This window comes from Prochlorococcus sp. MIT 1323 (genome assembly GCF_047304905.1).
In the GTDB taxonomy this organism is placed as follows: Bacteria; Cyanobacteriota; Cyanobacteriia; order PCC-6307; family Cyanobiaceae; genus Prochlorococcus; species Prochlorococcus marinus_D.
Genome location: NZ_CP138973.1, coordinates 693,713 through 716,837, shown reverse-complemented (window position 1 = coordinate 716,837; position 23,125 = coordinate 693,713). Strand labels below are relative to the sequence as shown.

The window sequence follows — 23,125 nt, the reverse complement described above, 5'->3', positions numbered from 1 at the left end:
TGCTTATGTCACTTTCATTTCTTTACCTCACTCTGAGAGGTTCTGGCCTGCCTAGCTGAGTAAGTCCAGAGGCATTTTTTGGGGCTTTGTCAGGATGATGGCACCTGCCATAGGTGTTTGTCCTTTCATCTGCCCAGCTATAAGCGGATCCCCGGTGCTGATGAAGGCTTTGAGCTTTTTGAGGTTTCCGTGGCTCAACTCCAGCCTACCCAGTGGTGCGTGGGCTTAGCGGAAGTGAAGAGTCGTCAGCTCGATTTCCGTGGAAAAAGCCCTAATGATCAAAAAAAATATTTGAAGGGTAAGCCCGTTCCCCTTGTAGGTAACGGTTCAGGTTCACTGTGGATGATTGATCGCCATCACCGCCTACGAGCACTATTGGATCTTGACCAAGACGCCATCACCTTTGGATATCTGATCGAAAATTGTCCTACCGAGGATGATTTAGAGAGCCTTCAGCTTTTGGCCGAGCGTGGTTGGTTGTATCTCTACAACGGACGAGGCCATGGCCCCCTTTTGCCGCAGGGTTTACCTAAGAGCTTGTTAAAGCTTGAGGACGACCCTTACCGAAGCCTTGCTTGGAAGCTCAAAAGTGAAGGGCTGATACGCCCTGAACCATTGATCCCATATCATGAATTCCGCTGGGGAACCTGGCTGCGCAGTCGTGCGTTACCGCCTTTTTCTAGTAAGTGCCTTGAACCGGCATTGCCGGCTGCTCGCAGTTTGGTGCGTTCCAATGCTGCCTCCCACCTGGATGGCTGGATTGGGTGATTTCACCTTTCATCAGACGAAAGTCATGCAGAAGACGGAAGTCCTCTACTAGACCATCAGCTTCTTGAGTGGCTCAGTTTTTCTGTTTGCCTGAACTCCATCAGGACCTTCTGGCATTTCGAGTGGCCATTCTTTTGAACCGAAGTGATCGAACCTGTCGGTGATCGCTTCCTTCCGTTTCGCCTGCGGTCTCCACTTCAAGTGGGTGCGCTGATGAACTCCAACACCGTGGAACATTTGAGACCCTTTTTAGGCTTCAGCGCAAATAAAGACCGTGTTGCAACTAATGCTAAAAGTTGGTGCAAATACAGCAAACCCAGCAAGTTTGTCCTCTCCTCTTAATTTCCGATCTCATTTGCAGGTCAACATCAACCTCCTCCCCTGACTTTTAAGTGGTGGTAGCGGGGTGGAGGTTTGAACTCCCGACCTTCGAGTTGTGAGTTTGCCAAATATGGCTGTTTTCCCTTCCAGTCACAGAGCTTTTAAACTGCCAATCACTACTTGACTTCCACGATAAATCCTCCTTCCCAATCTGGCCCGGGGGGCACCTCTCCTCGCCTTAGCTATTTCGTGGCTCTTGCTTTGGAACCTAAGTACTGATCCATGGCTCTCCTTGCTGGGTGCTGCACAAGATGTTCAGACGCACTGGCCATCTGACCCTGAAGGTTTTTGGCTCCTCAGTTCAATGACGTTTTACGTCGCAGCTAATTGGATCGCCATATAGAAGTGATCAATGGTCGATCGATGGAAATCAACAGTCCCTTGGTGCGCTCTTAGTCAGTTCGGTCATTGATCTAGTAGAAAAGGGGTACTGACAATCAAAAGAATGATCCCTCCTCTAGCTATCGTATTCGCAGCTCTTTTGCTGTCCACTCCCATTCACGCGATGGGATGTTCTGGAGATCACTCTCACAAGCATGACGGTGATTCAACAGAGAAGACGTTTGAGTCCACAGACAACACCAGCAAGAAAAGCATCGATGCTTCTAAGGCCAAAGTTTCAGAGAGCTGGAATAACTGACACGTTTTATAAATAAGATCTTTTGTATGACAAGAATCAACTTGGTCAAGCCAAGTGAATTGTCTGATCAACATTTAGTTGCGGAATATAGAGAAATTTTTATGATTGGCTCCGCACTCCAACGCTCAATAAAGTCGAAAAACTGGCAGAGGACCAAAGAACAGCTACCCAAAGAATTCACCTTGAATATTGGACATGTTAAGTTCTTCTATAACAAAGGTAAGTATTTGCATAAAAGATATTTAGATCTCATAAATGAAATGAAAAGTAGAGGCATGCGTCCAGATCCAGAACGACAATTTAAAAAAGAACAGTGGCCAACTGAATTTTATAAAGACTGGGAGCCTAATGCAAAAGACATTGAGCTAATAAGAAAAAGAATCAAAGAAAAAATCAATCAAAAGCCCACTTGGTATCGCTGGACAAAAAACCAAGCTGGTGATTCACCAGGGAAGAAGTCTTAGTCTGGCTTTTTGCTTTAGAAGATAGGTGCTGATTTGCGGATCTCGATGCTGGGTGCTGCGTTGTGTCAGCGTATGGGTCTGGGCTTCAGCACCTAAACCACAGGCAGCCTAGTGGCAGCGTGAATTCTTTCCATCTCATGCATGCCTTCCAGCTGGCGATGGATGCAACGTAATTGATGCCTTAGAGACTCAGCGTCTTCTAGGTGAGCAACACCAACCATTGCCGCTTCGATGTGGTTCTTTGATTCGATCAGATGCAGGCAGGTCGCCGATCCCATCTCAACGCTCATAACTCTCCTTTGGTTGCCCCTATTCAGCCAAACTTTTTTGACTTATGTTGTGACAACGATCACGAAATGATGTTGCTCGTAGCAAATTTCTGGAGGCCCTCATAAAGGTTGTCGTAAGTGAACCTTTTTATGGCTGTCTGTCCTCGCTTAAGTGTACCGAGGTTTGCTTGGTCTTGATTGTTCAACCACCAGACCTACCAGGATCACTAGGCGGCATCCTGTGCGATTAGCGACATATTCCTGAATCCTGTCAGTTTTAGAACTTTCTACTCCAGGACAATAAAAAAGGGCCTTTTTGAGGCCCTGTCTGGTGTTTGATTTGGTGGCGGGGGGGAGATTTGAACTCCCGACCTTCGGGTTATGAGCCCGACGAGCTACCAGACTGCTCTACCCCGCGTTGACCCTCAAAGCATACCTTTTGAGGCTTGTCCAACCTGGTCTTTGTTTAGGTTTCCTGGTATCGAAGAGCGCCGGCCACTTCAAGCTGCACACCTGGAGCAATGAGCAGCACCTGTTCCTCTAATTCTTGGAGTCCGGTTGGGGTGAGCCAATCAAGTTGGCGAAGTAAGTGGAGCGCTACAGCGTGTTTTGCTCGTTTGGATCCGTCTTCTACTTTGATCGCCACACCCATCCCTTCACCAACGCGGCTTAGACATTGGACACCTTCTGCTCCACCCTTGCTCACGATTTGTCCGTGAGCTCGTTGCATAAGCTCAGTGTCAAATCGACCTTCCCCTGCTACTAGTTCAGGATGGGCCAACATTGCCCTAATCACTTGTTCCATTTCTGCCTGACGTGATGCTCCGAGATGGGCATAGAGCAGAGCGATTTGGTCTAGCCGTAGGCGAAGGGTTGGCGCTCCACAGTCATCCCTGGCAGCTACGAGCTCGTCGGCCGGTAGCCCAAGTAGTTCGGCTATGCGTCGATTCACTTCGACTTGCAGAGGATGGTTGCCTTGCAGGTATGAATCAAGGGGCCAACCCATTTTCTTGCTCGTCGCAAGAAAGCCAGCATGTTTCCCGGAGCAGTTGTGCTCTAGCGGGCTCGTGCCTCCTGTTGGAATCGGGCATTGCAGCAGGCTTGGGTCTAGCTCGGCATTCCAAAGCAACCTGAAGGCTTCGCGGGCATGGGCGGGTGTCCCTGAATGGGATCCACAGCAGATTGCTAATCCTTTTTCCCCACAGTTCATTTGCTCTGCTGCACCACTACTTAAAAATGGCAGTGCTTGAAAGGGCTTTAGAGCTGAACGGATGAAGGTTTCAAAGTCTGCACAACCCGCTCGCATCAGGACGCGCCCTCGCCCATCGCAAACCACAGCATGCACGCGATGGATCGACTCCACGCTGGAGCCACGCTTAAGGCTTACTTCAAGAGGCGTTGTGCTCGAACGCTGGGAGCTTCCGAACCAGGTTGGAAGATTCATGCTCAAGCAGACTTTTGGGCTTCAGAGAGCCTGGCAGAGACTCGCCCCCTTGGATGATGAAGCTTGTGATGAAGTCCATGGTTCGTGCCAAATAACCAAGCAATGGAACTTCGAGTTGGTGTTAATTGCTACTAATTCAAATTGGTGTTTTTAAGTCTCAGGATGCTTGAGAGAGGTTCGAGCTCATGAAGCCGTGATGCTTTCCATGACTCCAGAAGGCTTCCAGGTCGTAAAAGCCTCGTTCGCTTGGCTGTAGAACATGCACGATTAATTCGCCGTAATCGAGCAGAGCCCATTTCCCTTCATTAAGACCTTCGCTTCGCAATGGCAATCGATCGGCTTCTACCTCAAGGCGATCTTCTACAGATTTAGCAATTGCTCGTACTTGGACTTCAGACAGTCCTCCGGCAATCACCATCCAGTCCGCCAGGCTGGATACCTCATCGATTCGGATCAGTTGAATGTCTGTAGCTTTGCGATCGTCGCAGGCTTCAGCGGCCATTTCTGCTAGCTGTTCACTATCCATAGACGTTCTCACTGCTTACGGATTGGCGAGATCCTTCCTGTTCGGCCATCTCTGCTCGAGCTTTCCCAGCACTTTTTCTAAGGGCTTCCAATCGATCTTCATAGAAGCTTCGCTTCTTCTTTTTGCGGGTTTGTTCCACAAGCTCCTTTAGCGCTCCCCCGAGGCTCTTGTAGGCATTCGGCACGCTGTAATTAAAACGACAAGCCAGATCGATAGCCCGTTCATCGGCAGCGATTGCATCCTGAAGCCGCTTTTCAGAGTTGTTCTTTAAATAGAGCCGATATCCAGCGAAGCCCGAAAGACCTAGGGCCATTAATAGCAACAATCCGTCTTGAACCCAGAGTTCACCAATTGCACCGCCCAGGCCGATGGCTAGAGCAGCCATTTCCCAGCCATCGCGAGGAATGGTGTCGTTCTGGACTCGACCGACTTCATGCCAAAAGAGCAAGTTGCGATGGTCGAGCGCGAAATTGTCCCATTGTTCGAGATCGATTTGGATCTCGACCTCATCGCGTCCGATTTCCTCGAGGGTGATGAGTGGTGGATCTACCGCTGCTGCCGCCTCCACGAACACCCAGCTCTGCATCTCTGGCGGCAGCTGCCCCTTAAGGCGCTGGAGTTCGCTCATGGTCTTGATCTCTCTCCTTACTCATAAAGCTAGCGACTACATGGCGCCTGGGTGTTTTTCCTGAGCTATCTCTGACGTTGCGTGGGAAGCTAGTCGCGTTTGGCCAATACCCGAAATTCCATGCCCCGTAGGTCTGATCTGCGTCGCATCCTGCTGCTGGGGTCAGGTCCGATCGTGATTGGCCAGGCCTGTGAATTTGATTATTCCGGCACTCAAGCATGCAAGGCCTTGCGGGATGAAGGTTTTGAGGTGGTGTTGGTGAATTCCAATCCGGCCTCAATCATGACGGATCCGGAGATGGCTGATCGCACCTATATCGAGCCGCTCACACCCGAGGTTGTGACTCGCGTCATTGAGTTAGAGCGTCCTGATGCGTTGCTGCCAACCATGGGCGGCCAGACGGCTCTTAATTTGGCGGTGGCATTGGCTGAAAACCACACACTCGAACGTTTTGGCGTTGAGTTGATCGGTGCAGATCTAGCTGCAATTCGAAAGGCCGAAGATCGCCAGCTGTTTAAGCAGGCGATGGAGCGTATAGGAGTCAACGTTTGTCCTTCAGGGATTGCTTCCAGCCTCAAGGAGGCAGAAGAGGTTGGTGAAGTGATTAATAGTTTTCCGCGTATCATCCGACCGGCCTTCACTCTTGGTGGCAGTGGTGGTGGCATTGCTTACAACCCTGAAGAATTTGCAGCGATCTGCAAAAGCGGTCTTGATGCCAGCCCGGTTTCTCAGATCTTGATCGAAAAGTCGTTGTTGGGTTGGAAGGAGTTCGAGTTAGAGGTGATGCGTGATTTGGCGGATAACGTTGTGATCGTCTGTAGCATTGAAAATCTCGATGCAATGGGTGTTCATACAGGAGATTCCATTACTGTTGCTCCTGCGCAAACTCTCACCGATCGTGAGTATCAGAGGCTTAGAGATCAATCCATTGCCATTATTCGTGAGATAGGTGTTGCTACGGGGGGTAGCAATATTCAGTTCGCGATCAATCCAGATGATGGCGAGGTGGTTGTTATTGAAATGAATCCGCGCGTTAGTCGATCATCAGCGCTGGCAAGTAAGGCCACGGGGTTTCCAATTGCCAAGATTGCTGCTCGTCTTGCTGTTGGTTATACCCTTGACGAAATTATCAACGACATCACGGGTAAGACACCAGCGTGTTTTGAACCCACAATTGATTATGTCGTCACGAAGATTCCACGATTTGCATTTGAGAAGTTTAAGGGCAGCCCAGCTGTTCTCTCTACGGCAATGAAGTCTGTGGGAGAGGCAATGGCGATCGGTCGCTGTTTCGAAGAGTCTTTTCAGAAAGCGATGCGTTCTCTGGAAATTGGGCGGGCTGGTTGGGGTTGTGATCGTCAAGAGCCAGAATTTACTCCTACAGAAATTGAGCGTTTGTTGCGCACGCCTTCTCCTGAGCGGATCATGGCAGTGAGAACAGCGATGTTGACCGGACGCAGTGACCATGATATTTACGCTTTGAGCAAAATTGATATTTGGTTTTTAGCCAAATTACGCCACATGATCAATATTGAGACAACGCATCTGCATGGCCGCACATTAGATGAATTGGATCAGGAGACTCTACTCTGCTTGAAGCAGCTTGGCTATTCCGATCGTCAGATTGCTTGGGCGACAGGTTCTGAAGAGCTCGCTGTACGTGCACGTCGTGAACTGTTAAATATCAAACCTGTTTTTAAGACAGTCGATACTTGCGCTGCCGAATTTTCATCTACTACTCCATATCATTATTCAACTTATGAGCGACCCCTGTACCGTCTTGATTCTGATCACCAATTGTATAAACTTGAGCCGGAAAGTGAGGTCGTTACAGACAGCCGCGCAAAAGTGATGATTCTTGGCGGCGGTCCTAATCGTATCGGCCAAGGAATTGAGTTTGACTATTGCTGTTGCCATGCTTCATTTGCTGCGCAGGACAAGGGATTTGTCACTGTGATGGTTAACAGTAATCCCGAAACTGTCTCCACTGACTATGACACCAGTGACAGACTTTATTTCGAACCTCTTACTCTTGAGGATGTACTCAATGTGATCGAGGCTGAACGGCCTAATGGTGTCATCGTTCAGTTTGGTGGTCAGACCCCACTCAAGTTGGCGATTCCCTTGCTTCGTTGGCTAGAGAGTTCGATTGGACAGTCAACAGGCACACGTATATGGGGTACATCACCAGAATCAATTGATCGGGCTGAAGATCGTGAACAGTTCGAGGCGATCCTGCGGCAGCTTCAAATTCGCCAGCCTCGTAATGGCTTGGCTCGCAGTGAAGAAGATGCCCGAGCCGTAGCACTTCGCATTGGTTATCCCGTTGTTGTTCGTCCCTCTTATGTGCTTGGAGGCCGAGCCATGGAGGTGGTGTTTGATGAACAAGAGTTGAATCGCTATATGGCTGAAGCGGTTCAGGTCGAACCCGATCATCCAGTGCTCATCGATCAGTATCTGGAAAATGCTGTGGAAGTTGATGTTGATGCTCTCTGTGACTCTGATGGAGTTGTAGTGATTGGCGGTTTGATGGAACACATTGAGCCTGCTGGAATTCATTCTGGTGATTCCGCTTGCTGCCTTCCCTCCATCTCTCTTGGTGAGCAAGCCCTTCGCACGATTCGTCTCTGGAGTGAAGCGTTGGCCCTTGCGCTCAAAGTTCAGGGGTTGATCAATCTGCAGTTCGCTGTCCAGCGAGATGAATCGGGTGATGAACAAGTGTTCATCATCGAGGCCAACCCTCGTGCTTCTCGTACCGTTCCTTTTGTGGCTAAAGCCACAGGAGTACCCCTGGCCAGGATCGCAACTAGGCTCATGGCAGGAGAGGCCTTGGCGGCTGTTGGACTTACGCATGAGCCTCAACCGCCTCTTCAGTCTGTCAAGGAAGCCGTATTGCCATTCCGTCGTTTCCCTGGGGCCGATTCGGTGCTTGGCCCGGAGATGCGGTCCACTGGAGAAGTGATGGGTTCAGCTTCCAGTTTTGGCATGGCGTTTGCCAAGTCTGAAATTGCAGCTGGTGATTCCCTGCCTATTCGTGGAACTGTCTTTCTCTCTACTCATGACCGGGATAAGCCAGCGCTAATACTTGTGGCTGAAAGGCTGATTGAACTTGGCTTTGATCTCACGGCCACCTCCGGAACTGCTCAAGCCCTTAATCGGGCTGGATTGAACGTTCAGCCAGTACTTAAGGTTCATGAGGGACGTCCCAATATCGAAGATTTGATTCGCTCTGGTCAGATTCAGTTGGTGATCAACACACCTATTGGTCGTCAGGCCGCTCATGACGACAAATATTTGCGACGAGCAGCTCTTGATTACTCCGTGCCTACGCTTACGACGATTGCTGGAGCACGAGCCGCTGTCGAGGGAATCACGGCACTCCAGCAACAGTCATTATCCGTAGCGGCCCTTCAAGACATCCATGTTTGATCTCCCATTAGGCTTGCTCAACTGAAATTCTTGCTGTGATCGCTAACGCTTCCCCTACTGTTTTGGCTCCTGGTAGTGATTGTCGAGAACTATTTCAGGCGGCTTATGAGAATCGCTACACCTGGGATCCGGTCTTTTCTGGTTATCGGGGTCGGTGTCTCTGGGTCAAGGATGATCGCGTCGTGGAAGGGAAGTTTGAGTTGGGAGCGGATCTTAAGGCCCATATTGATGGTATAGAAGATGAATTGATTGCTAAGGCTGTCTCTTCCCAGCTATGGGAAGTTGCCATACATCGAGTACGACGCAGTTTTGAAAAGACCCATGGTGAAAACACTTTTACCGCAGGTGACAATGATGAGGTTGGCTTAGAAGTGATCGTTGGAGGTAAAAATCTTGGTGATCGTTATCGCATCAAAAATGATGTGGTGACGATGGTTCATCGCCATATTCACGGAACAGTGGTGACCATTTTTACAAAAAGTACGACGGATACAGGTTATGGCTACCTAAGTCATACTTATAGCAGTCAATACCACGACCCAAAAACAAATGAGCCTACCAGTGGGGTAAGTCAGTTCACTGATACTTTTGTGCCTTTGGCTGATGATGGCTTGTGGGTATTGAGTGAAAGGTTAGTGAAAAAAGATGCTTTTGCTGGAATGGCTGCTGAACGGCAGTTATTTAAGTTCGTAGAGCTTGAGCAGCTTTAAAATAAGTGATAATGGTTGTCAATATACTCGAGATTAAGATAGGAAGCCTTTGCTTGACTGTCAGTGCTGATAGCATTGATTTGATTGGAAAAGCCAATAAATTCTTTTAGGTTTATCTGTTTTTAGGTGTTATTAAAATTGGTTTACTCGAGCAAATCTTTCATCTGTGGTTGACCAATTGTCAACCTTATCTTGCTCACAGCCAGCTTGTTGATGTTAGGGGTGGGCTTTATGCCCTTGATACGCCAATGCTATTGCTGTTCATCATGCAGGTCATTCGGCTTTACCTTTTATGAGGCTAAATCAATAGCTCACTGAATTTACTGACATCACATTGGGCCACCATGGCCATGGACATGACACTGGCACTATTTCAGGTTTCGCTGGTGCAATCCCTGTTGCTGATCAGGGGTTTGTTTGGGCTGTTGCTCACACCCTTATGGGCTCATGGTTCTTCTTAGCCTGATTAGCTTGCTTGTGAGTGCCATAGGGAATATCCTTTGACCTCAGCAAAAACTACCGATTTGAATCTGGGTAGACGTGAGGCTGAAAACGTCACTTCAAGACGCGTCTGGCAGAGGGCTGATGTCTTTGAGCTTTTCATTCAATTGCATTGCCAGAGTCTGACGTCCTACTGCCAGCACTTTTAGTGTGTCTTCGTGCATGCGCAGTTGGGCATCAGCAACTTGCATCCCACGGATCAGTTCCTTCAGTTCATCTGGTAGTGCATTCAGGTCGTAGCGCTTGCCTTCGAAGGTGAGCACTGGATCTGATTTATTGGCTGCAGAGTCAGTCATCGTGTTTGAGGTCTGTTCTTGAGTGTCATTTGTACTTTTGGACCTACCTAAGGGCCATTTTGGAGCCATTGTTAGGGGAAAAAGAGCATTACCTTTAGCATTGAAGCAAAGATTGGAGCTTCATTCTATGGGATGCGTTCCATATCTTTGTCTACTTTTGAGACACTCTGCAAATCACGAATGAACTGTCGTTCGCAGAGCTCTCTATAGCGACCCGTTCGGGACATTAGTTCGTCATGACTGCCACGATCACTGATCCGCCCTTGTTCTAGGACAACAATCTGATCGGCTTCCTGAACAGTTGCCAGACGATGGGCAATCACTAGAACGGTTCGTCCTTGCATGGCACGACGTAGTCCAAGTTGTATCGCTGCTTCCGCTTCTGCGTCTAGTGCACTAGTGGCTTCATCTAACAGCAACACGGCTGGATTGCCGAGCACGGCTCTGGCAATGGCGATGCGTTGAAGTTGGCCACCAGAAAGATTTGTGCCGCGTTCTTCCAATTGAGTGGAATATCCTTCCGGTAAGGACATGATGAAATCGTGAGCGTTGGCAAGGCTTGCTGCTTCTTTGACCTTCTCTTGGCTCGCACTTCGACCGAAAAGAATGGCTTCCTCGACGCTGCCAGAGAAGACTGTTGTTCGTTGCGGCACCAAGGCCACCTGACGTCTCAGCTCCTGGGCTTTAACCTGGCCGAGCTCATGGCCATCTAGAAGAATCTTTCCTTGTTGGGCTGTGTTGAAGCGTAAAAGTAATGAAAACAGAGTGCTCTTCCCAGCACCAGATGGACCCACCAATGCCACGACTTGGCCAGCCTTCACTTCTAGAGATAGATCATGAATCACATGCTGCTCATTGACATAGGCAAAACAGACTTGACGAAGCACCAGATCACCTTTTAAGCGACCCAGTGGTTCAGCCTGGTCAATGTCAGGAGGTTCCTGTGGTTCGCGTTCAATTTCTCGCAGGCGTCGGAGTGAGGCCTGGCCTTGCTGGAATTCATTGAAATTCGTGGTGAGGTGGCTAATGGGATCGATCAGCATCAGCAAGGCAGCGACATAGCTGCTGAAACTTTGTCCATCCATTCCGCCGGTTTGAATCCGAGCCGCACCAATCGCCAAGACTGTGAGGATGCCAGCGGCTTCGATGAAGCCCACGACAGGATGTTGTAGAGCGAGCAGACGCAGGGTTTGGTAACGCGCTTGACGATGTAGATCAACTTCGGCATCAAAGCGTTTCTGAAGCCAGGGTTCTGCAGCAAAGGCTCTGACCAAAGGCAACCCTTGGATTGCTTCACCAAGTAGCCCTGCAAGATCGCTCACCTGTCGTTGGCTGCGTTCAGCTGCTCTCATGACTCTTGCTCCAAACTGGCTTACCAAGATCGCCACCATTGGCGCTAGCAGCAGGGTGGCTAGTGATAGTTGCCAGTCAAGAAAAACCATATAGCCAAATACCGCTACCAATTGCAGAGCACTTGGTGTGGTGTCTTGAATGGTCTTGTAAATCACTTCTCCCACCCGATCGGCATCCTCCGTGAGCCGATAGGTCAGATCTCCTGAAGACAGTTTCTCGAGGGCCCCTAGTTCGACTTGTTGGAGCTGTGCAAATAAATCACGACGCAGGTCTTGGCTCACTCGCAATGCTGGCCCAGCAAGCATGGTGTCCTGTCCGAATTGAGCCAGTTTTTGAACCAGAAAAACAGTGAGTGCTATGGCAATCACTTGGACGACCTGGGCCAGCTTGCCTGCCCCGATAGCTGGAATCAGCTGCCCAGCAAGCCATGCCAGTAGCGGCCAGCATCCTACGTAAATCAGCATGCACACACCTCCCCAGATCAGCCTGCGCAGGTGAGGGCGTAAGAGGGGAAGCAGTCTGCGGAAGCCGGCTTCGGAGGAGGAAAACATCGAGTCACACTAGTTGCGTGAACGCTCTGCTCATTCAATGAAGTTGGATCAATTTCTTAAATGGCAGGGCTGGGTGGCCACTGGAGGCGAGGCGAAACAGCTGATCCAGTCAGGGCAGGTGTTTGTCAATGGCTCTGTTGAAACAAGGCGTGGCCGCCATTTGAGTTCAGGCAACCGGGTTCGATTGGGCACAGATGAGGCGGTCTTTGTCGGCAATGCTTCGACAGGGCCGTAAGTTGGCCCCTGCGGAACTTCAGAGGACCCGAGCGTGCGTAAACCCGTGATCGCTGGCAACTGGAAGATGCACATGACCTGTGCTCAGGCACGGGAGTACACGGCCATGTTCCTGCCATTAATCGAAGCCACTCCCAATGACCGTCATGTAGTGATTGCCCCACCATTCACCGCCATCTCCTCAATGGCAGAGTCCGTAGGCGGCACTCGTCTGGAATTGTCAAGCCAGAATGTGCATTGGGAGGATGATGGTGCTTATACCGCAGAGGTTTCGCCAACGATGCTTCTGGAGCATCAAGTGCGATACGCGATTGTTGGCCATAGTGAACCACGCAAATACTTCAGTGAGAGCGATGAACAGATCAACCGTCGTGCTCGTTCAGCCCAGTCTCACGGTTTGATTCCGATTGTCTGCGTGGGTGAAAGTGATGAGCAGCGTGAACGTGGAGAGGCCGAACGAGTCATCCGACGACAGGTGGAACAGGGACTGGAAGACACCGATCCAGACAAGCTTGTGGTTGCTTATGAGCCCATCTGGGCCATTGGCACGGGCAAGACGTGCGAAGCATCGGAGGCGAATCGTATCTGTGGCCTCATTCGACGTTGGGTCGGTGCTTCAGAACTAATCATTCAGTACGGCGGTTCGGTAAAACCAGGAAATATTGATGAGTTGATGGCAATGAGTGATATCGACGGAGTGTTGGTGGGTGGTGCCTCCCTTGACCCAGAGAGTTTTGCTCGCATTGCCAATTATCAAACCAGTTAAATCTCCTTGGCCTCAGGAATGGGGACAGCGAACGAAGGTGATGGGTGTGATTAATATCACGCCCGATTCTTTTAGCGATGGTGGCAATTATCTAGACCCTGATAGTGCACTTGCACAGGCAACTCTTCTTTTAAAGCAAGGAGCAGATGTTCTTGATCTTGGTGCTCAGAGCACGAGGCCTAAGGCCGAGGAGGTTGGTTGGCAAGAGGAGTTGAACAGAATGATGCCTGCTCTTCATGCAATACGTGCAGCTCACCCGCAGGCGTTGATCTCTGTTGATACCTTCCTGGTGGAGGTGGCGGAGGCAGCTCTGCAAGCAGGTGCAGATTGGATCAATGATGTCAGCGGCGGCAGGCGTGATCCAGAGTTGCTGCGGGTTGTTGCCGAAGCAGGATGTCCCTATGTGTTGATGCATAGCCGTGGTAACAGTCAATCCATGGATCAACTCGCAACTTATAGCGATGTGATTGAAGAGGTACGTCTTGAACTACTTCGTCGAACGGATCAGGCTTTGGCTGCTGGTATTCGATCTGATCAGTTGATTTGGGACCCAGGCTTGGGTTTTGCTAAAACCACTGAACAAAATCTGATTTTGTTGAAGCATCTAGAGAGGATTTGCTCTGAAGGCTTCCCTGTTTTGGTTGGGCCCTCAAGGAAACGCTTCATCGGAGATGTTTTGCACCAACCGGACCCAGAGGCTCGTCTATGGGGTACTGCCGCCGTGGCTTGCCGCTGCGTGCAGGCGAAGGCGGCAATGATTCGAGTACATGATGTGGGCCCAATCCATCAGACCCTTCAAATGGCTAGCAGACTCTGGTAATTAGGGTTTGAGTTACTTTTTAATCATTCGCCAGACGATTGGTTGTCTGGCGTTGTTACTCCTTCAATTCGATCTTCAATTTCCTGGTAAAGCTCTTGCAATTGCTGAATGTTCTCATCAGATGTTTCCCAGTAACCTCTGCCATTAACTTCTAATAAGGTGCCAACAATACGACGGAAGCTATGCGGATTAAGTTCCATGAGACGCTTACGCATCTCTGGATCATTGATGAAGGTTTCGTTTGACTCTTCGTAGACAAAGTTATCTACCTGTCCGCTAGTTGCGCTCCAGCCGAGGGTAAAGTTCAGGCGCTTGGCGACTTCGCGAACGCCTTCATAGCCTGAGTTGACCATGCCTTCATACCATTTTGGATTGAGTAGCTTTGTACGGGAATCCAATCGAATCGTTTCGCTCAGTGAGCGGACCTGAGCATTTGCTGTTGTTGTATCTGCGATGTAACTCGTTGGAGCTTTGCCATCATCTCTAAGGCCCTTGATTAAATTTGTGGGGTCTGAGTCGAAGTAGTGGCTGACATCAGTAAGCGAAATTTCAGCAGAATCAAGGTTTTGGAAAGTGACATCTGCTGTTTTCATAACAGATTCAAACACTTCTCTGTTTTGGTTCATCTCTCCTGGGTTGTCAGCATTAAAGGCAAATGTCTTGCGCGAAAGATACATCTCTTGAAGTTCATTCTCTTCTTCCCATGTTGAGTTCTCTACTGCAAGATTTACGTTTGAGCTATAACTTCCACTTGAATTAGAAAATACACGGCAAGCGGCATCCCTAAGGCTTGTGCCTTGTTCCTTTGCTTGTTCAAGGGAGTGTTTGCGTACGAAGTTTTGATCCAGTGGTTCATCAGCCTCAGCTGCCATCTTGACGCCTTGATCGATTAATGCCATTTGGTTGATAAACAGATCTCGAAATACTCCTGAACAGTTCACAACCACATCAATCCTTGGTCGACCAAGCTCTTCAAGGGGAATGAGTTTTAGCTTGTTAACACGGCCTACAGAGTCTGGTACTGGATTTACACCAATAAACCAGAGAATTTGCGCAAGTGATTCACCGTAGGTTTTGATGTTATCTGTACCCCAAAGAACACAGGCAATTGTTTCTGGCCAATCGCCCTGTTCTTGGCGTTGACGTTCAATTAATTTATCGACGACTCCTTTTGCTGCAGCAACGGCAGCTCTGGTAGGAATGGCCTGTGGATCGAGAGCATGAATGTTTTTGCCACTTGGCAGAACCCCTGGATTTCTAATTGGGTCTCCACCTGGACCAGGAAGCACATATTCTCCATCGAGGGCACGCAGGAGGCTCTGCATTTCCATGTCTGCGCATATCTTTTCAAGGCAACCGCGCAAATAAGCAAACAGTTTGTCAAGCTCAATGGAATCAATGTTGCCGAATCCAGCTTTTCTACAGGCTTGCAACCATGCATTGGGGCGTGTTACACCAAAACGCTGAAGTAGATTAAAAAACCAATCCAAATACCAGTTCGAATTATCTTTCATATTGACGCGTCCGTCTCGTCCAGTGAGAGATTGCACCATCGCCCTAATGGCGACACGAGATGCCTCAGTGATAGTGCGATTGAGCTCTACATCAGCAAGAATGCCGTCATCATTTCCTTTGTAGATATCTTCTATTTTGCGATCTATTGCTTCTGCTAACAGCCCAGGAAGCGAGCGAAGACCATCGTCTTCACGTTCAAGGGCGGCGATGCTTACCAGAGTCGCTATCGCTTCTTCTGCCGTGGGTGGTTTACCGATCGTGTGAAGTCCACATGGCAGAAGGCGACTCTCGATTTCCATCAATTGGCTATATACCGCACCTACAACGGCATCCCGTTGGTCGAGATCTAGCTCTGCCGCGTCTTGTCCTGGTAGGTCTACGTCGCGATCAAGATTGCATTGGCGTGCGGTTTCAATGATGGTATTGACGATTTGCACACCACGACCGCCTTCACGCAGTTGCTGGTAGGACCCCACCAGTTCGCCCAGTTCCTTGAGGCCTTTATAGAGGCCTGCATTTTCTGCTGGAGGAGTGAGGTAGCTGATTGTGGAGGCATAACCACGCCTTTTTGCAATCGTTGCTTCGGAGGGATTGTTTGCTGCGTAGTAATAAAGATTTGGTAGGCCTCCGATCAATGAATCTGGATAGCAGGTTTCACTCATGCCCATCTGCTTTCCTGGCATGAATTCGAGAGATCCGTGGGTGCCAAAATGGAGCACAGCATCAGCTTTCCAGATTTTTTCGAGATAGGTGTAGTAAGCAGCAAAGCCGTGGTGAGGACTGGCGCTTCTTGAGTAGAGCAAGCGCATTGGGTCTCCTTCGTAGCCGAAGGTGGGTTGAACGCCTACAAAGATGTTGCCGAAGTGACGTCCATAGATCAGTAGGTTTTGACCATCACTATTGAGTTCTCCTGGCGGCTTGCCCCAGTTTTCTTCAAGGCGCTCTGAATAAGGTGTCAGGTGCTCGTACTCAGCCACACTCATACGGTGTGCAATGGCCAGTTCTGGTGCTCCTTCTAGTGCTTCAGGATCATTGATTACCGCCTCCATAAGTGCTTTGGAGTCTTTGGGGAGGTTTTGGATGTCGTAGCCCTGAGCCTTCATTTCCTCCAAAACACGATGGATGGAACCAAAAACATCGAGGTAGGCAGCACTGCCAACATTTCCTTTATCTGGAGGGAAACTAAAAATAGTAATTGCTAATTTTTTCTCAGCTCTTGACTTGATTCTTAGAGATGACCAACGGATTGCTCGTTCAGCAATCGCATCAACCCGGTCTTGAAGTGTGTGGGCTTTGCCAGTGGCATCATCCCTACCAGAGAGCACGATTGGCTCGATGGCTCCGTCCAATTCGGGGATGGCGATTTGTAGTGCAACCTGAACTGGATGCAGGCCTAAGTCACTAACTTCCCATTCCTGAGTTGTTTGGAAGACAAGCGGGAGCGCAACCATATAAGGGCGGCTAAGGCGCTTGAGAGATTCGATAGCCTTGGGGTGATCCTGTCTGGCAGGGCCACCCACAAGGGCAAATCCAGTGAGGGAAACCACCCCATCGACTAGGGGTTGGTCAGGGTTGAGTGGGTCGAAAAAGAAGGCATTGACAGGCTTAGAGAAATCAAGCCCACCGCAGAAAATGGGTAGGACACGTGCACCACGGAACTCAAGCTCTTGAATGACAGCGACATAGTGGGCATCATCACCAGTGACGATGTGGCTTCGCTGCAGGACAAGACCGATCATTGGGCCTTTATGGGCTTTCTCTGAGAGATCCGTGCGGCTGGTCGTCCAGTTGAGGTACTCCTTGAGGTCTTCAAACATCGACGGGGCCATCGGATGCCAGATGCCCAGGTCCGGGAAGATCTCTGGCTCCACGATGTCTAGTTTTGGACGATCTTCTCCTTCTGTCGCTGGAAAGACATACTTATCCGCCAGCATTAACAGGAAGTTGCGCAGGTTGTCTGGCGTACCTCCTAGCCAGTATTGAAAGCTGAGCACGAAGCTTCTTGCATCTTGTGCTTTATCAACCGGCAGATATTTAAGAACGTTGGGGAGTGTATTTAATAGTTTGAGCATTGCGTCTTGGAATCCAGCACCGTTTGATTCCTTTCGCTTTTTCATGAAGTTGGCGATAACACTATCGCTCTGTCCCAGCTGGGCCATGGTGAAGGTGCCAAGCTTGTTGAGCCGCATCACCTCCGGCATGGAAGGGAAAACAACAATGGCTTTGAGCCGCTCGCGATGGGGGGTGACAGCGTCCACCACTTTCTGAGCTAGGTCTTCAATGAAAATCAGCGAGGCGATAAAAACATCGGCTTCGGCTAAATCGGCTTGGAAGTCTGCAAAGTTGCTTGGATCGCGCAGTTCTTCGATGAGGTAACCACTCAGTTCAATGCCAATGGCTCCATTTTGTGCATTGAGGCTGTTTGCGGCCTGGGAAAGCGCACTTTGGTACTGAGGTTCGAGTACCAAATACACCGCTTTCATGACAGCTTGATGGCTGTGGTTCTCCGCAGGAGCAACTCGGCGATCGGCTGAGCGAACCTGCGTGAACATTGGAGTACTGCAAAGTAATTTGATGAAGCCTAGGTTGTCTGGGGCTCAGCGTGAAGTTCGCTGCCTTGGTGTTACATGAGTCGACCCATAGGCTTTATTCAGCGATCGCCCTCCCATGACCTCAGTCCCTCCAGAGTTGATTCCTGTTGTGGTTGCTGGCGCACTGGGCCGCATGGGGGCTGAGGTCATCAAAGCTGTTCATCTCGCTTCGGATTGTGAGTTGGTTGGTGCAGTGGACACAACGCCAGGCAAGGAAGGTGTGGAGATAGGCGAGGAGCTTGGAATTGGTGTTCTTGATGTTGCTTTGACGTCCGACATTGAGGCTTGTCTTTGTTCTGTCAGCCAGTCTTTTCATAGGACTGGCCCTGGACAAGGCGCTGTGCTTGTTGATTTCACACATCCTTCAGTGGTTTATGAGCACACCAGGGCGGCGTTTGCCTATGGGGTTCATCCGGTCATAGGCACCACAGGACTCTCACATCAGCAGTTGGTTGATCTCAGTGAATTTGCAGCAAAAGCGTCGATGGGAGGCGCTGTGATTCCAAATTTCTCTGTTGGCATGGTCTTACTGCAACAGGCAGCAGCAGCGGCTTCACGCTTTTATGACAATGCAGAACTGACTGAGCTGCATCACAACCGTAAGGCTGATGCTCCGAGTGGCACATGTATAAAAACTGCAGAGATGATGGAGGAGCTCGGTAAAAGCTTTAATTCTCCTGAAGTTGATGAGCATGAATCGCTGACTGGTTCCCGTGGTGGTTTACGAGCTAGTGGCTTAAGACTCCATTCGCTTCGTCTGCCTGGATTGGTTGCCCATCAGGAAGTGATGTTCGGAGCTCCTGGAGAGAGCTATACACTCCGGCACGACACCATTGATCGTTCGGCCTACATGCCAGGTGTGTTGCTAACCGTTCGTAAGGTGCGACAGCTTCAAGGTCTGGTTTATGGCCTTGAACGCCTCATCTGAAATTCATTTGCGTGTCGATGTTGGTCCCTTTGCGTCCAGGAGAGCTTCAGAGGCTTATCCCTGCAGTGGCCACCAGTAATCAATTCGCAGCGGCCCTTGGCAACCCTCGTAAGATTCTGCAGAGGGTCATGATCGCCGCCATTGGAGGTGTGATCACATTATTGATTAGTCAGAGTCAGCTGGCGAGTCGATGGGGTGCTGTCTGGCTTGTTGTTGGAGTGGCTCTTCTGCTTTATGTGCTTTGGGGCCCAATCGTTGAAGCGGGTCAGCGCAATGCAGGCCTTCGTCGTTATCCGGCGGCGGCCATCTTCGAAGGTGAGGTGGCCAATGTGTTCACCCGTGAACGAGTGCTGGACCGTCATGAGCAAGCGAACAAGCTTGGAGAGTTGGAGCTTGTTGAGAACAGACGTACTTGGATTGTTCTTGAGTTAGAGGATGAAGATGGATATTTGGGTCAACTGAGCTTTCCGATGTCCAAGAAGCATCAGTTCATCCGAGCTGGATCTCTCATTCGTTGCCTTGTGCTGAGCGATCGCAAGGATTTCAGCCGTATCGCTGCACTGACTGATGCATGGTTGCCAGGGCAGCGGTTGTGGGTCGGGGAGTATCCCTTTTTGCTAAGGCCTGCATTTGAGGAGCTGTGTCAGTTGCGTTTTGCACGCCAGACCAGTTGAATCGCGCTAAGAGATTTTTCTTGCCACTAGCTTGAAAAGTCTTAGGAGTGCAAATGGCATCGTTCGTTTGACTTATACAATTACTCGATTCCTCTGTGAGGTCCTCAACATGAGAATGGTTGATCAATCAATACTTTTAAGATTGAACACTTTTAGGATTTGCCACTGAAATACCGGGGGGGTGCCAGCCAGTTAACATCTATGTGGAGGCTTCGCCATGCTCAGGGATATTGCATTGCCCTTCACATTTTGCAGAGATAGTTGGGAAACTGCTTTGAGGAGCTTTAGAACATGATTGATCAATTCACAGCTATTGGCGAACTTGCAGCAAAATCACTAGTGATCTGTTTCTCATTTTCTGGTTGACCACTTGAACCGGTTCCACTCTGCAGCAAAAGGGTCTTTGCCAGTTGACATACGAGTGAAGATCCTTGGCGCTGGTCCCACTGGGACCCTTTTGGCGCTTGCTCTTGCTCGGCTAGGTAACAGCGTCACCCTCTGTGACCCCTTAACAGTTGAAGAGTTGCCAGCACGAAGTAGAGCCTATGCCCTTACGCATTCATCAAGGCGATTGCTTCAATCACTTGATCTATGGGCCTCACTGATTCCTCATCTCGCTCCATTTACAAGATTGCGGCTAGATGATCAGGAGCTGAATCGTCATACCTATTTTGAGGTTGATGATCTTTCAAGCCAAAATCAGCTTCACGGTGCCGTCGGCTGGATTCTTGACCATCGACCATTAATGGAATTGCTGATTGATCGTCTTCAGACATCTCCAAAGGTGCTTTTGAATTTGGGGAGGTTTGATGATCATCATCTCGATGGGCACGATTTGGTTGTTGCGGCTGATGGTCCGAGATCTCTTACCCGGCAGGCATGGGGTATCAACACTTGGAACCATCCTTATCAAAATGGCTGTTTAACCGCCAAGGTGCTGCTTCGGGGTGCTGATCCTTTGATGGCATATGAGCTTTTTCGTGCTGAAGGGCCTCTAGCTGTCTTGCCAATGGGAGGTGAGGTCTTCCAGATGGTTTGGAGTGGTCCTTTGAGACGATGCCAAGAACGTGCTGGTCTGTCTCCTTCGTGCTTTCTTGATCATCTTGCTGCGGTGTTACCAGATGGCCTTCAGCCAGATATGCTCTTGGATCGTCCTGCGGCATTCCCTCTCCAACTCGCCTTTGCCTTTCGTTTGCAGCGAGGTCGTGGCGTCCTTGTGGGTGAATCGGGGCATCGCTGTCATCCTGTCGGAGGACAAGGGTTGAATCTTTGTTGGCGTGACGTAAGCACGTTGATGAACCTTGTGAAGAATGTCGATGAGGGCAAGTTGCCTGTTGAGAAGTTGCCTCAGGTCTATGCCCGCAAGCGCATTTTTGATCTCGTGTTGGTTGGTTTATTTACTGATCTGATCGTGCGCTTTTTCTCCAGTCGAAACATCCTTTTGCTGATGGTTCGACTGCCGCTGATGTTTCTTCTGGCTCGCCTCTCGTTGTTGCGTCAGTTGCTTTTGAAGGCCATGACAGATGGACCCATCACAGTCATCAGATTGTTGCCAGAATGATCGTCTACTGCAGTTGGTTAAATGGTGATCAGTAGCCATCCGCAGCCCTCATTCTCACCCCAGTTACTGCAGTTTTTGCAACAGAAACTCGGCCTTAGTGAGAACGCTCTGAACTTGGGCTTGCGTCAGGCAGAACTTGAGCAAGCACCTCTGCCTGTCGTGCTTTGGAGTTTCGGTTTACTCAGCTTGGCTCAGTATCAGCAGGTTCTCGATTGGGAAAATGATCAGGAGTAGATAATCAGTGACTTCACTGGTATCTCAACTGGAAGTTGCTGCCGCCCGCCGAGAGCGGCTAATTCGATCACAAAACCACATCCCACCAGATCGCCACCAGCTTTCTCGATTAACTCGACTGTGGCTCTTGCAGTTCCTCCAGTCGCCAGAAGGTCGTCCACCAATAAGACACGGGGATGACCTTGAAGAGCATTCGCATGAATCTCGAGGCGATCGCTGCCGTACTCCAGGGAATAGTCGATGCCAAGAACATCACCAGGCAATTTGCCAGGCTTCCTAACCGGAACAAAGCCGATTTTCCGATTCGTTGCTAACGCTGTTCCCACAATGAATCCACGTGATTCGATTCCGACAATTAAATCGGGTTTTAGTTCTGTGCAGAGATCTCCTAGCTGTCGCATCACTTCATCCCAGCCATCGGGATCACGCAGCAGGGGACTGATGTCCCGAAAGAGAATTCCAGGTTTTGGAAAGTCTGGTACGTCTTGAATGAGGTGGCGAAGATCCAAAGAGTGGTGACGCAGGGGCCTTAGGCCTGGCATCATCGCAGCCATGATCAATGCAACAACCACTTCAGATCCTTCATCAACTGTTCAGCCACAGAAACCCTTTGAGCAAAAGCAGAGCGGCGTGCAGAACAACACCGTTCTTGGCAGGAGAGGACTTGAGCGTCTAGACCTTCTCTTGCTTGTGGTCGAATCACTTGATCTCAATGGTGGTGAGGCGATGCTCTGGGCAACCAATCAGTTGGGTTTGCAGAAACAGTTCCCCAACCGGGTTGAGCTTTGGAAGCGACGTTGTCACAATCCACTGAGACGCGCTACCCGTCGAGGTGACCTCAGTTCTATTGATACTGAGGCTTTGCTTCGCCTGCTTTGTTTTATGGCAAGCCGTCTTTATCCCCTTCTTCATCAGCTGCTTTCTTCACGTGAACCAGAAGAACTCAATTTGCAGCGCTGGACTTTGCTTGATCAGCGACTGCGCGATCTGATCGAGGAGAGGATGAATCCTCGGCGCGGAGCTGTTCAGCGTCTGTTGAGGCCAGAGCAATCTCAGCCTATTCAGCGTGAGCTGGTGCTTACGCTTGCTCTTGCTGCTGGTAATGGAGGAGTCGATCGCCTGCGCGCCAGCCTGCTTGATCCGACACCCTGATGTTGAACCTCTCTTTCCGTTATGACCAAACGGCAGTCCGCCTTCAGGTGGAGGGCCTGCCAGATTTCTCCGCAGGTCATGGGGATGGTGCTCTAGGCATTCTGTCGGGTTGGCGGCTGCAGTTGGTTGGTTCACCAGAGCTAGAAGGCAAGCGTGAACATCTGCAGGCCTTGATGGCTGCTGTGCTCCCCTATTCACGCCACCGCATTTCTGGTGTGAGTCGAGCTTTTGGTGACGAAACCAGTGTGGTTGTTATCTCTCCTGTTGGGGATAGACATCAACTGCTTTTGCGTAGTAGTCAGCCGAATGTTCCTCCTCTCACTCTTAACCTTGACGATGCAGAGCTTGCTGATCTCGTGTGTTGTCTGGATGATCTTCGTCTTGACTCGCGTGTGCAGGTTCACTGGGAGTTGCCAATTGATTACCCATTGCCTCGTCACGAACTGGCCGAGCGAGTCCCTCTTGGCCAACGCATAGGAGCTCCATTGATTGGTGGCGCAGCATTGTTTTTGATTGCAGGTCTTGGTCTGTTGCTGCCTGTTCCACGCAATCCAGATGGAACGCTGTCCCCTGCCACTCCTAATGCGCCAGAGTTGCAATCACATTCTGATCGTTGACGAACAGATCTTGCAGGCCAGAATTACATTCTATTGAAAACACTTTCATACCTCCTATTGGGAGTTATGCAGG

The 23,125-nt window shown here is 49.9% G+C and carries 21 protein-coding genes and 1 tRNA gene; 13 read left to right on the top strand and 9 right to left on the bottom strand.

The window, feature by feature from the left end:
* Positions 1–117: 117 nt before the first annotated feature.
* Together SIB68_RS03360 and SIB68_RS03355 are read left to right on the top strand one after the other, a co-directional pair.
* Positions 118–768: a ParB-like protein gene (locus SIB68_RS03360; RefSeq protein ID WP_063400578.1), complete on the top strand. Its 651-nt coding sequence runs from the start codon at positions 118–120 to the stop codon at positions 766–768.
* 1,047 nt (positions 769–1,815) lie between these two features.
* Positions 1,816–2,253, top strand: coding sequence for a pyrimidine dimer DNA glycosylase/endonuclease V (locus SIB68_RS03355; protein ID WP_063400575.1), 438 nt, complete (start codon positions 1,816–1,818; stop codon positions 2,251–2,253).
* 92 nt (positions 2,254–2,345) lie between these two features.
* On the opposite strand, the gene SIB68_RS03350 is transcribed toward SIB68_RS03355, so the two are convergent.
* From SIB68_RS03350 to SIB68_RS03330, 5 genes are all read right to left on the bottom strand, one after another.
* Positions 2,346–2,531 (bottom strand): hypothetical protein, encoded by a 186-nt coding sequence (locus SIB68_RS03350; RefSeq protein WP_196757131.1) that lies wholly within the window; start codon positions 2,529–2,531, stop codon positions 2,346–2,348.
* 332 nt (positions 2,532–2,863) lie between these two features.
* Positions 2,864–2,940: transfer RNA gene (locus SIB68_RS03345), tRNA-Met, on the bottom strand.
* Between the two features lie 48 nt (positions 2,941–2,988).
* Positions 2,989–3,966 carry an asparaginase gene (locus tag SIB68_RS03340; protein WP_063400573.1) on the bottom strand — a complete coding sequence of 326 codons (978 nt, stop codon included), beginning with the start codon at positions 3,964–3,966 and terminating at the stop codon, positions 2,989–2,991.
* A 157-nt stretch (positions 3,967–4,123) separates the two neighbouring features.
* Positions 4,124–4,492, bottom strand: a complete 369-nt coding sequence (gene rsfS, locus SIB68_RS03335) for a ribosome silencing factor (protein ID WP_041384343.1) — start codon at positions 4,490–4,492, stop codon at positions 4,124–4,126.
* Positions 4,485–5,120 (bottom strand): DUF3318 domain-containing protein, encoded by a 636-nt coding sequence (locus SIB68_RS03330; protein WP_063400572.1) that lies wholly within the window; start codon positions 5,118–5,120, stop codon positions 4,485–4,487. Before SIB68_RS03330 ends, rsfS begins: the two co-directional genes overlap by 8 nt.
* A gap of 120 nt (positions 5,121–5,240) precedes the next feature.
* Between SIB68_RS03330 and carB the strand changes: the two genes are divergently transcribed.
* Entirely contained in the window at positions 5,241–8,549 is a 3,309-nt protein-coding gene (carB, locus tag SIB68_RS03325; RefSeq protein ID WP_063400571.1) for a carbamoyl-phosphate synthase large subunit, read from the top strand.
* A gap of 35 nt (positions 8,550–8,584) precedes the next feature.
* Positions 8,585–9,259 (top strand): DUF3386 domain-containing protein, encoded by a 675-nt coding sequence (locus SIB68_RS03320; RefSeq protein ID WP_063400570.1) that lies wholly within the window; start codon positions 8,585–8,587, stop codon positions 9,257–9,259.
* A 560-nt stretch (positions 9,260–9,819) separates the two neighbouring features.
* Here SIB68_RS03320 and SIB68_RS03315 read toward each other — a convergent pair.
* Positions 9,820–10,056, bottom strand: a complete 237-nt coding sequence (locus SIB68_RS03315; protein ID WP_196757130.1) for a DUF6447 family protein — start codon at positions 10,054–10,056, stop codon at positions 9,820–9,822.
* A 125-nt stretch (positions 10,057–10,181) separates the two neighbouring features.
* On the bottom strand, positions 10,182–11,960 hold the full coding sequence (locus SIB68_RS03310; protein ID WP_063400568.1) for an ABC transporter ATP-binding protein: 1,779 nt from the start codon (positions 11,958–11,960) through the stop codon (positions 10,182–10,184).
* Positions 11,961–11,997: 37 nt separating this feature from the next.
* On the opposite strand from SIB68_RS03310, the gene SIB68_RS03305 reads away from it, so the two are divergent.
* From SIB68_RS03305 to folP, 3 genes are read left to right on the top strand one after another with little or no spacing between them, the layout of a single operon-like run.
* The gene (locus SIB68_RS03305; protein ID WP_011826035.1) at positions 11,998–12,195 is read left to right on the top strand and encodes an RNA-binding S4 domain-containing protein; all 198 of its coding nucleotides are present in this window, start codon (positions 11,998–12,000) and stop codon (positions 12,193–12,195) included.
* A gap of 33 nt (positions 12,196–12,228) precedes the next feature.
* Positions 12,229–12,960 (top strand): triose-phosphate isomerase, encoded by a 732-nt coding sequence (gene tpiA / locus SIB68_RS03300; RefSeq protein ID WP_063400567.1) that lies wholly within the window; start codon positions 12,229–12,231, stop codon positions 12,958–12,960.
* Positions 12,914–13,780 (top strand): dihydropteroate synthase, encoded by an 867-nt coding sequence (folP, locus tag SIB68_RS03295; RefSeq protein ID WP_155724950.1) that lies wholly within the window; start codon positions 12,914–12,916, stop codon positions 13,778–13,780. The genes tpiA and folP overlap by 47 nt, the downstream gene beginning before the upstream one ends.
* Before the next feature lie 23 nt (positions 13,781–13,803).
* Here the strand turns inward: folP and SIB68_RS03290 are convergent, their stop codons facing one another.
* On the bottom strand, positions 13,804–17,847 hold the full coding sequence (locus SIB68_RS03290) for a magnesium chelatase subunit H (RefSeq protein WP_063400565.1): 4,044 nt from the start codon (positions 17,845–17,847) through the stop codon (positions 13,804–13,806).
* A 115-nt stretch (positions 17,848–17,962) separates the two neighbouring features.
* Here SIB68_RS03290 and dapB point away from each other — a divergent pair, with 115 nt between their 5' ends.
* From dapB to SIB68_RS03270, 4 genes are all read left to right on the top strand, one after another.
* On the top strand, positions 17,963–18,814 hold the full coding sequence (dapB, locus tag SIB68_RS03285; RefSeq protein ID WP_063400564.1) for a 4-hydroxy-tetrahydrodipicolinate reductase: 852 nt from the start codon (positions 17,963–17,965) through the stop codon (positions 18,812–18,814).
* A 17-nt stretch (positions 18,815–18,831) separates the two neighbouring features.
* The gene (locus tag SIB68_RS03280) at positions 18,832–19,488 is read left to right on the top strand and encodes a hypothetical protein (protein WP_011130191.1); all 657 of its coding nucleotides are present in this window, start codon (positions 18,832–18,834) and stop codon (positions 19,486–19,488) included.
* Positions 19,489–19,858: 370 nt separating this feature from the next.
* Positions 19,859–21,049 (top strand): FAD-dependent monooxygenase, encoded by a 1,191-nt coding sequence (locus SIB68_RS03275; protein WP_155724949.1) that lies wholly within the window; start codon positions 19,859–19,861, stop codon positions 21,047–21,049.
* A 21-nt stretch (positions 21,050–21,070) separates the two neighbouring features.
* Positions 21,071–21,283, top strand: coding sequence for a DUF2949 domain-containing protein (locus SIB68_RS03270; RefSeq protein ID WP_011130189.1), 213 nt, complete (start codon positions 21,071–21,073; stop codon positions 21,281–21,283).
* On the opposite strand, the gene SIB68_RS03265 is transcribed toward SIB68_RS03270, so the two are convergent.
* Positions 21,274–21,792 (bottom strand): adenine phosphoribosyltransferase, encoded by a 519-nt coding sequence (locus tag SIB68_RS03265; RefSeq protein ID WP_063400719.1) that lies wholly within the window; start codon positions 21,790–21,792, stop codon positions 21,274–21,276. The two genes, SIB68_RS03270 and SIB68_RS03265, sit on opposite strands and share 10 nt — an antisense overlap.
* 43 nt (positions 21,793–21,835) lie before the next feature.
* Here SIB68_RS03265 and SIB68_RS03260 point away from each other — a divergent pair, with 43 nt between their 5' ends.
* Both SIB68_RS03260 and SIB68_RS03255 read left to right on the top strand, forming a co-directional pair.
* Positions 21,836–22,435: a DUF3038 domain-containing protein gene (locus SIB68_RS03260; protein WP_011130187.1), complete on the top strand. Its 600-nt coding sequence runs from the start codon at positions 21,836–21,838 to the stop codon at positions 22,433–22,435.
* Entirely contained in the window at positions 22,435–23,052 is a 618-nt protein-coding gene (locus tag SIB68_RS03255) for a DUF4335 domain-containing protein (protein ID WP_063400562.1), read from the top strand. Before SIB68_RS03260 ends, SIB68_RS03255 begins: the two co-directional genes overlap by 1 nt.
* Positions 23,053–23,125: the final 73 nt, after the last annotated feature.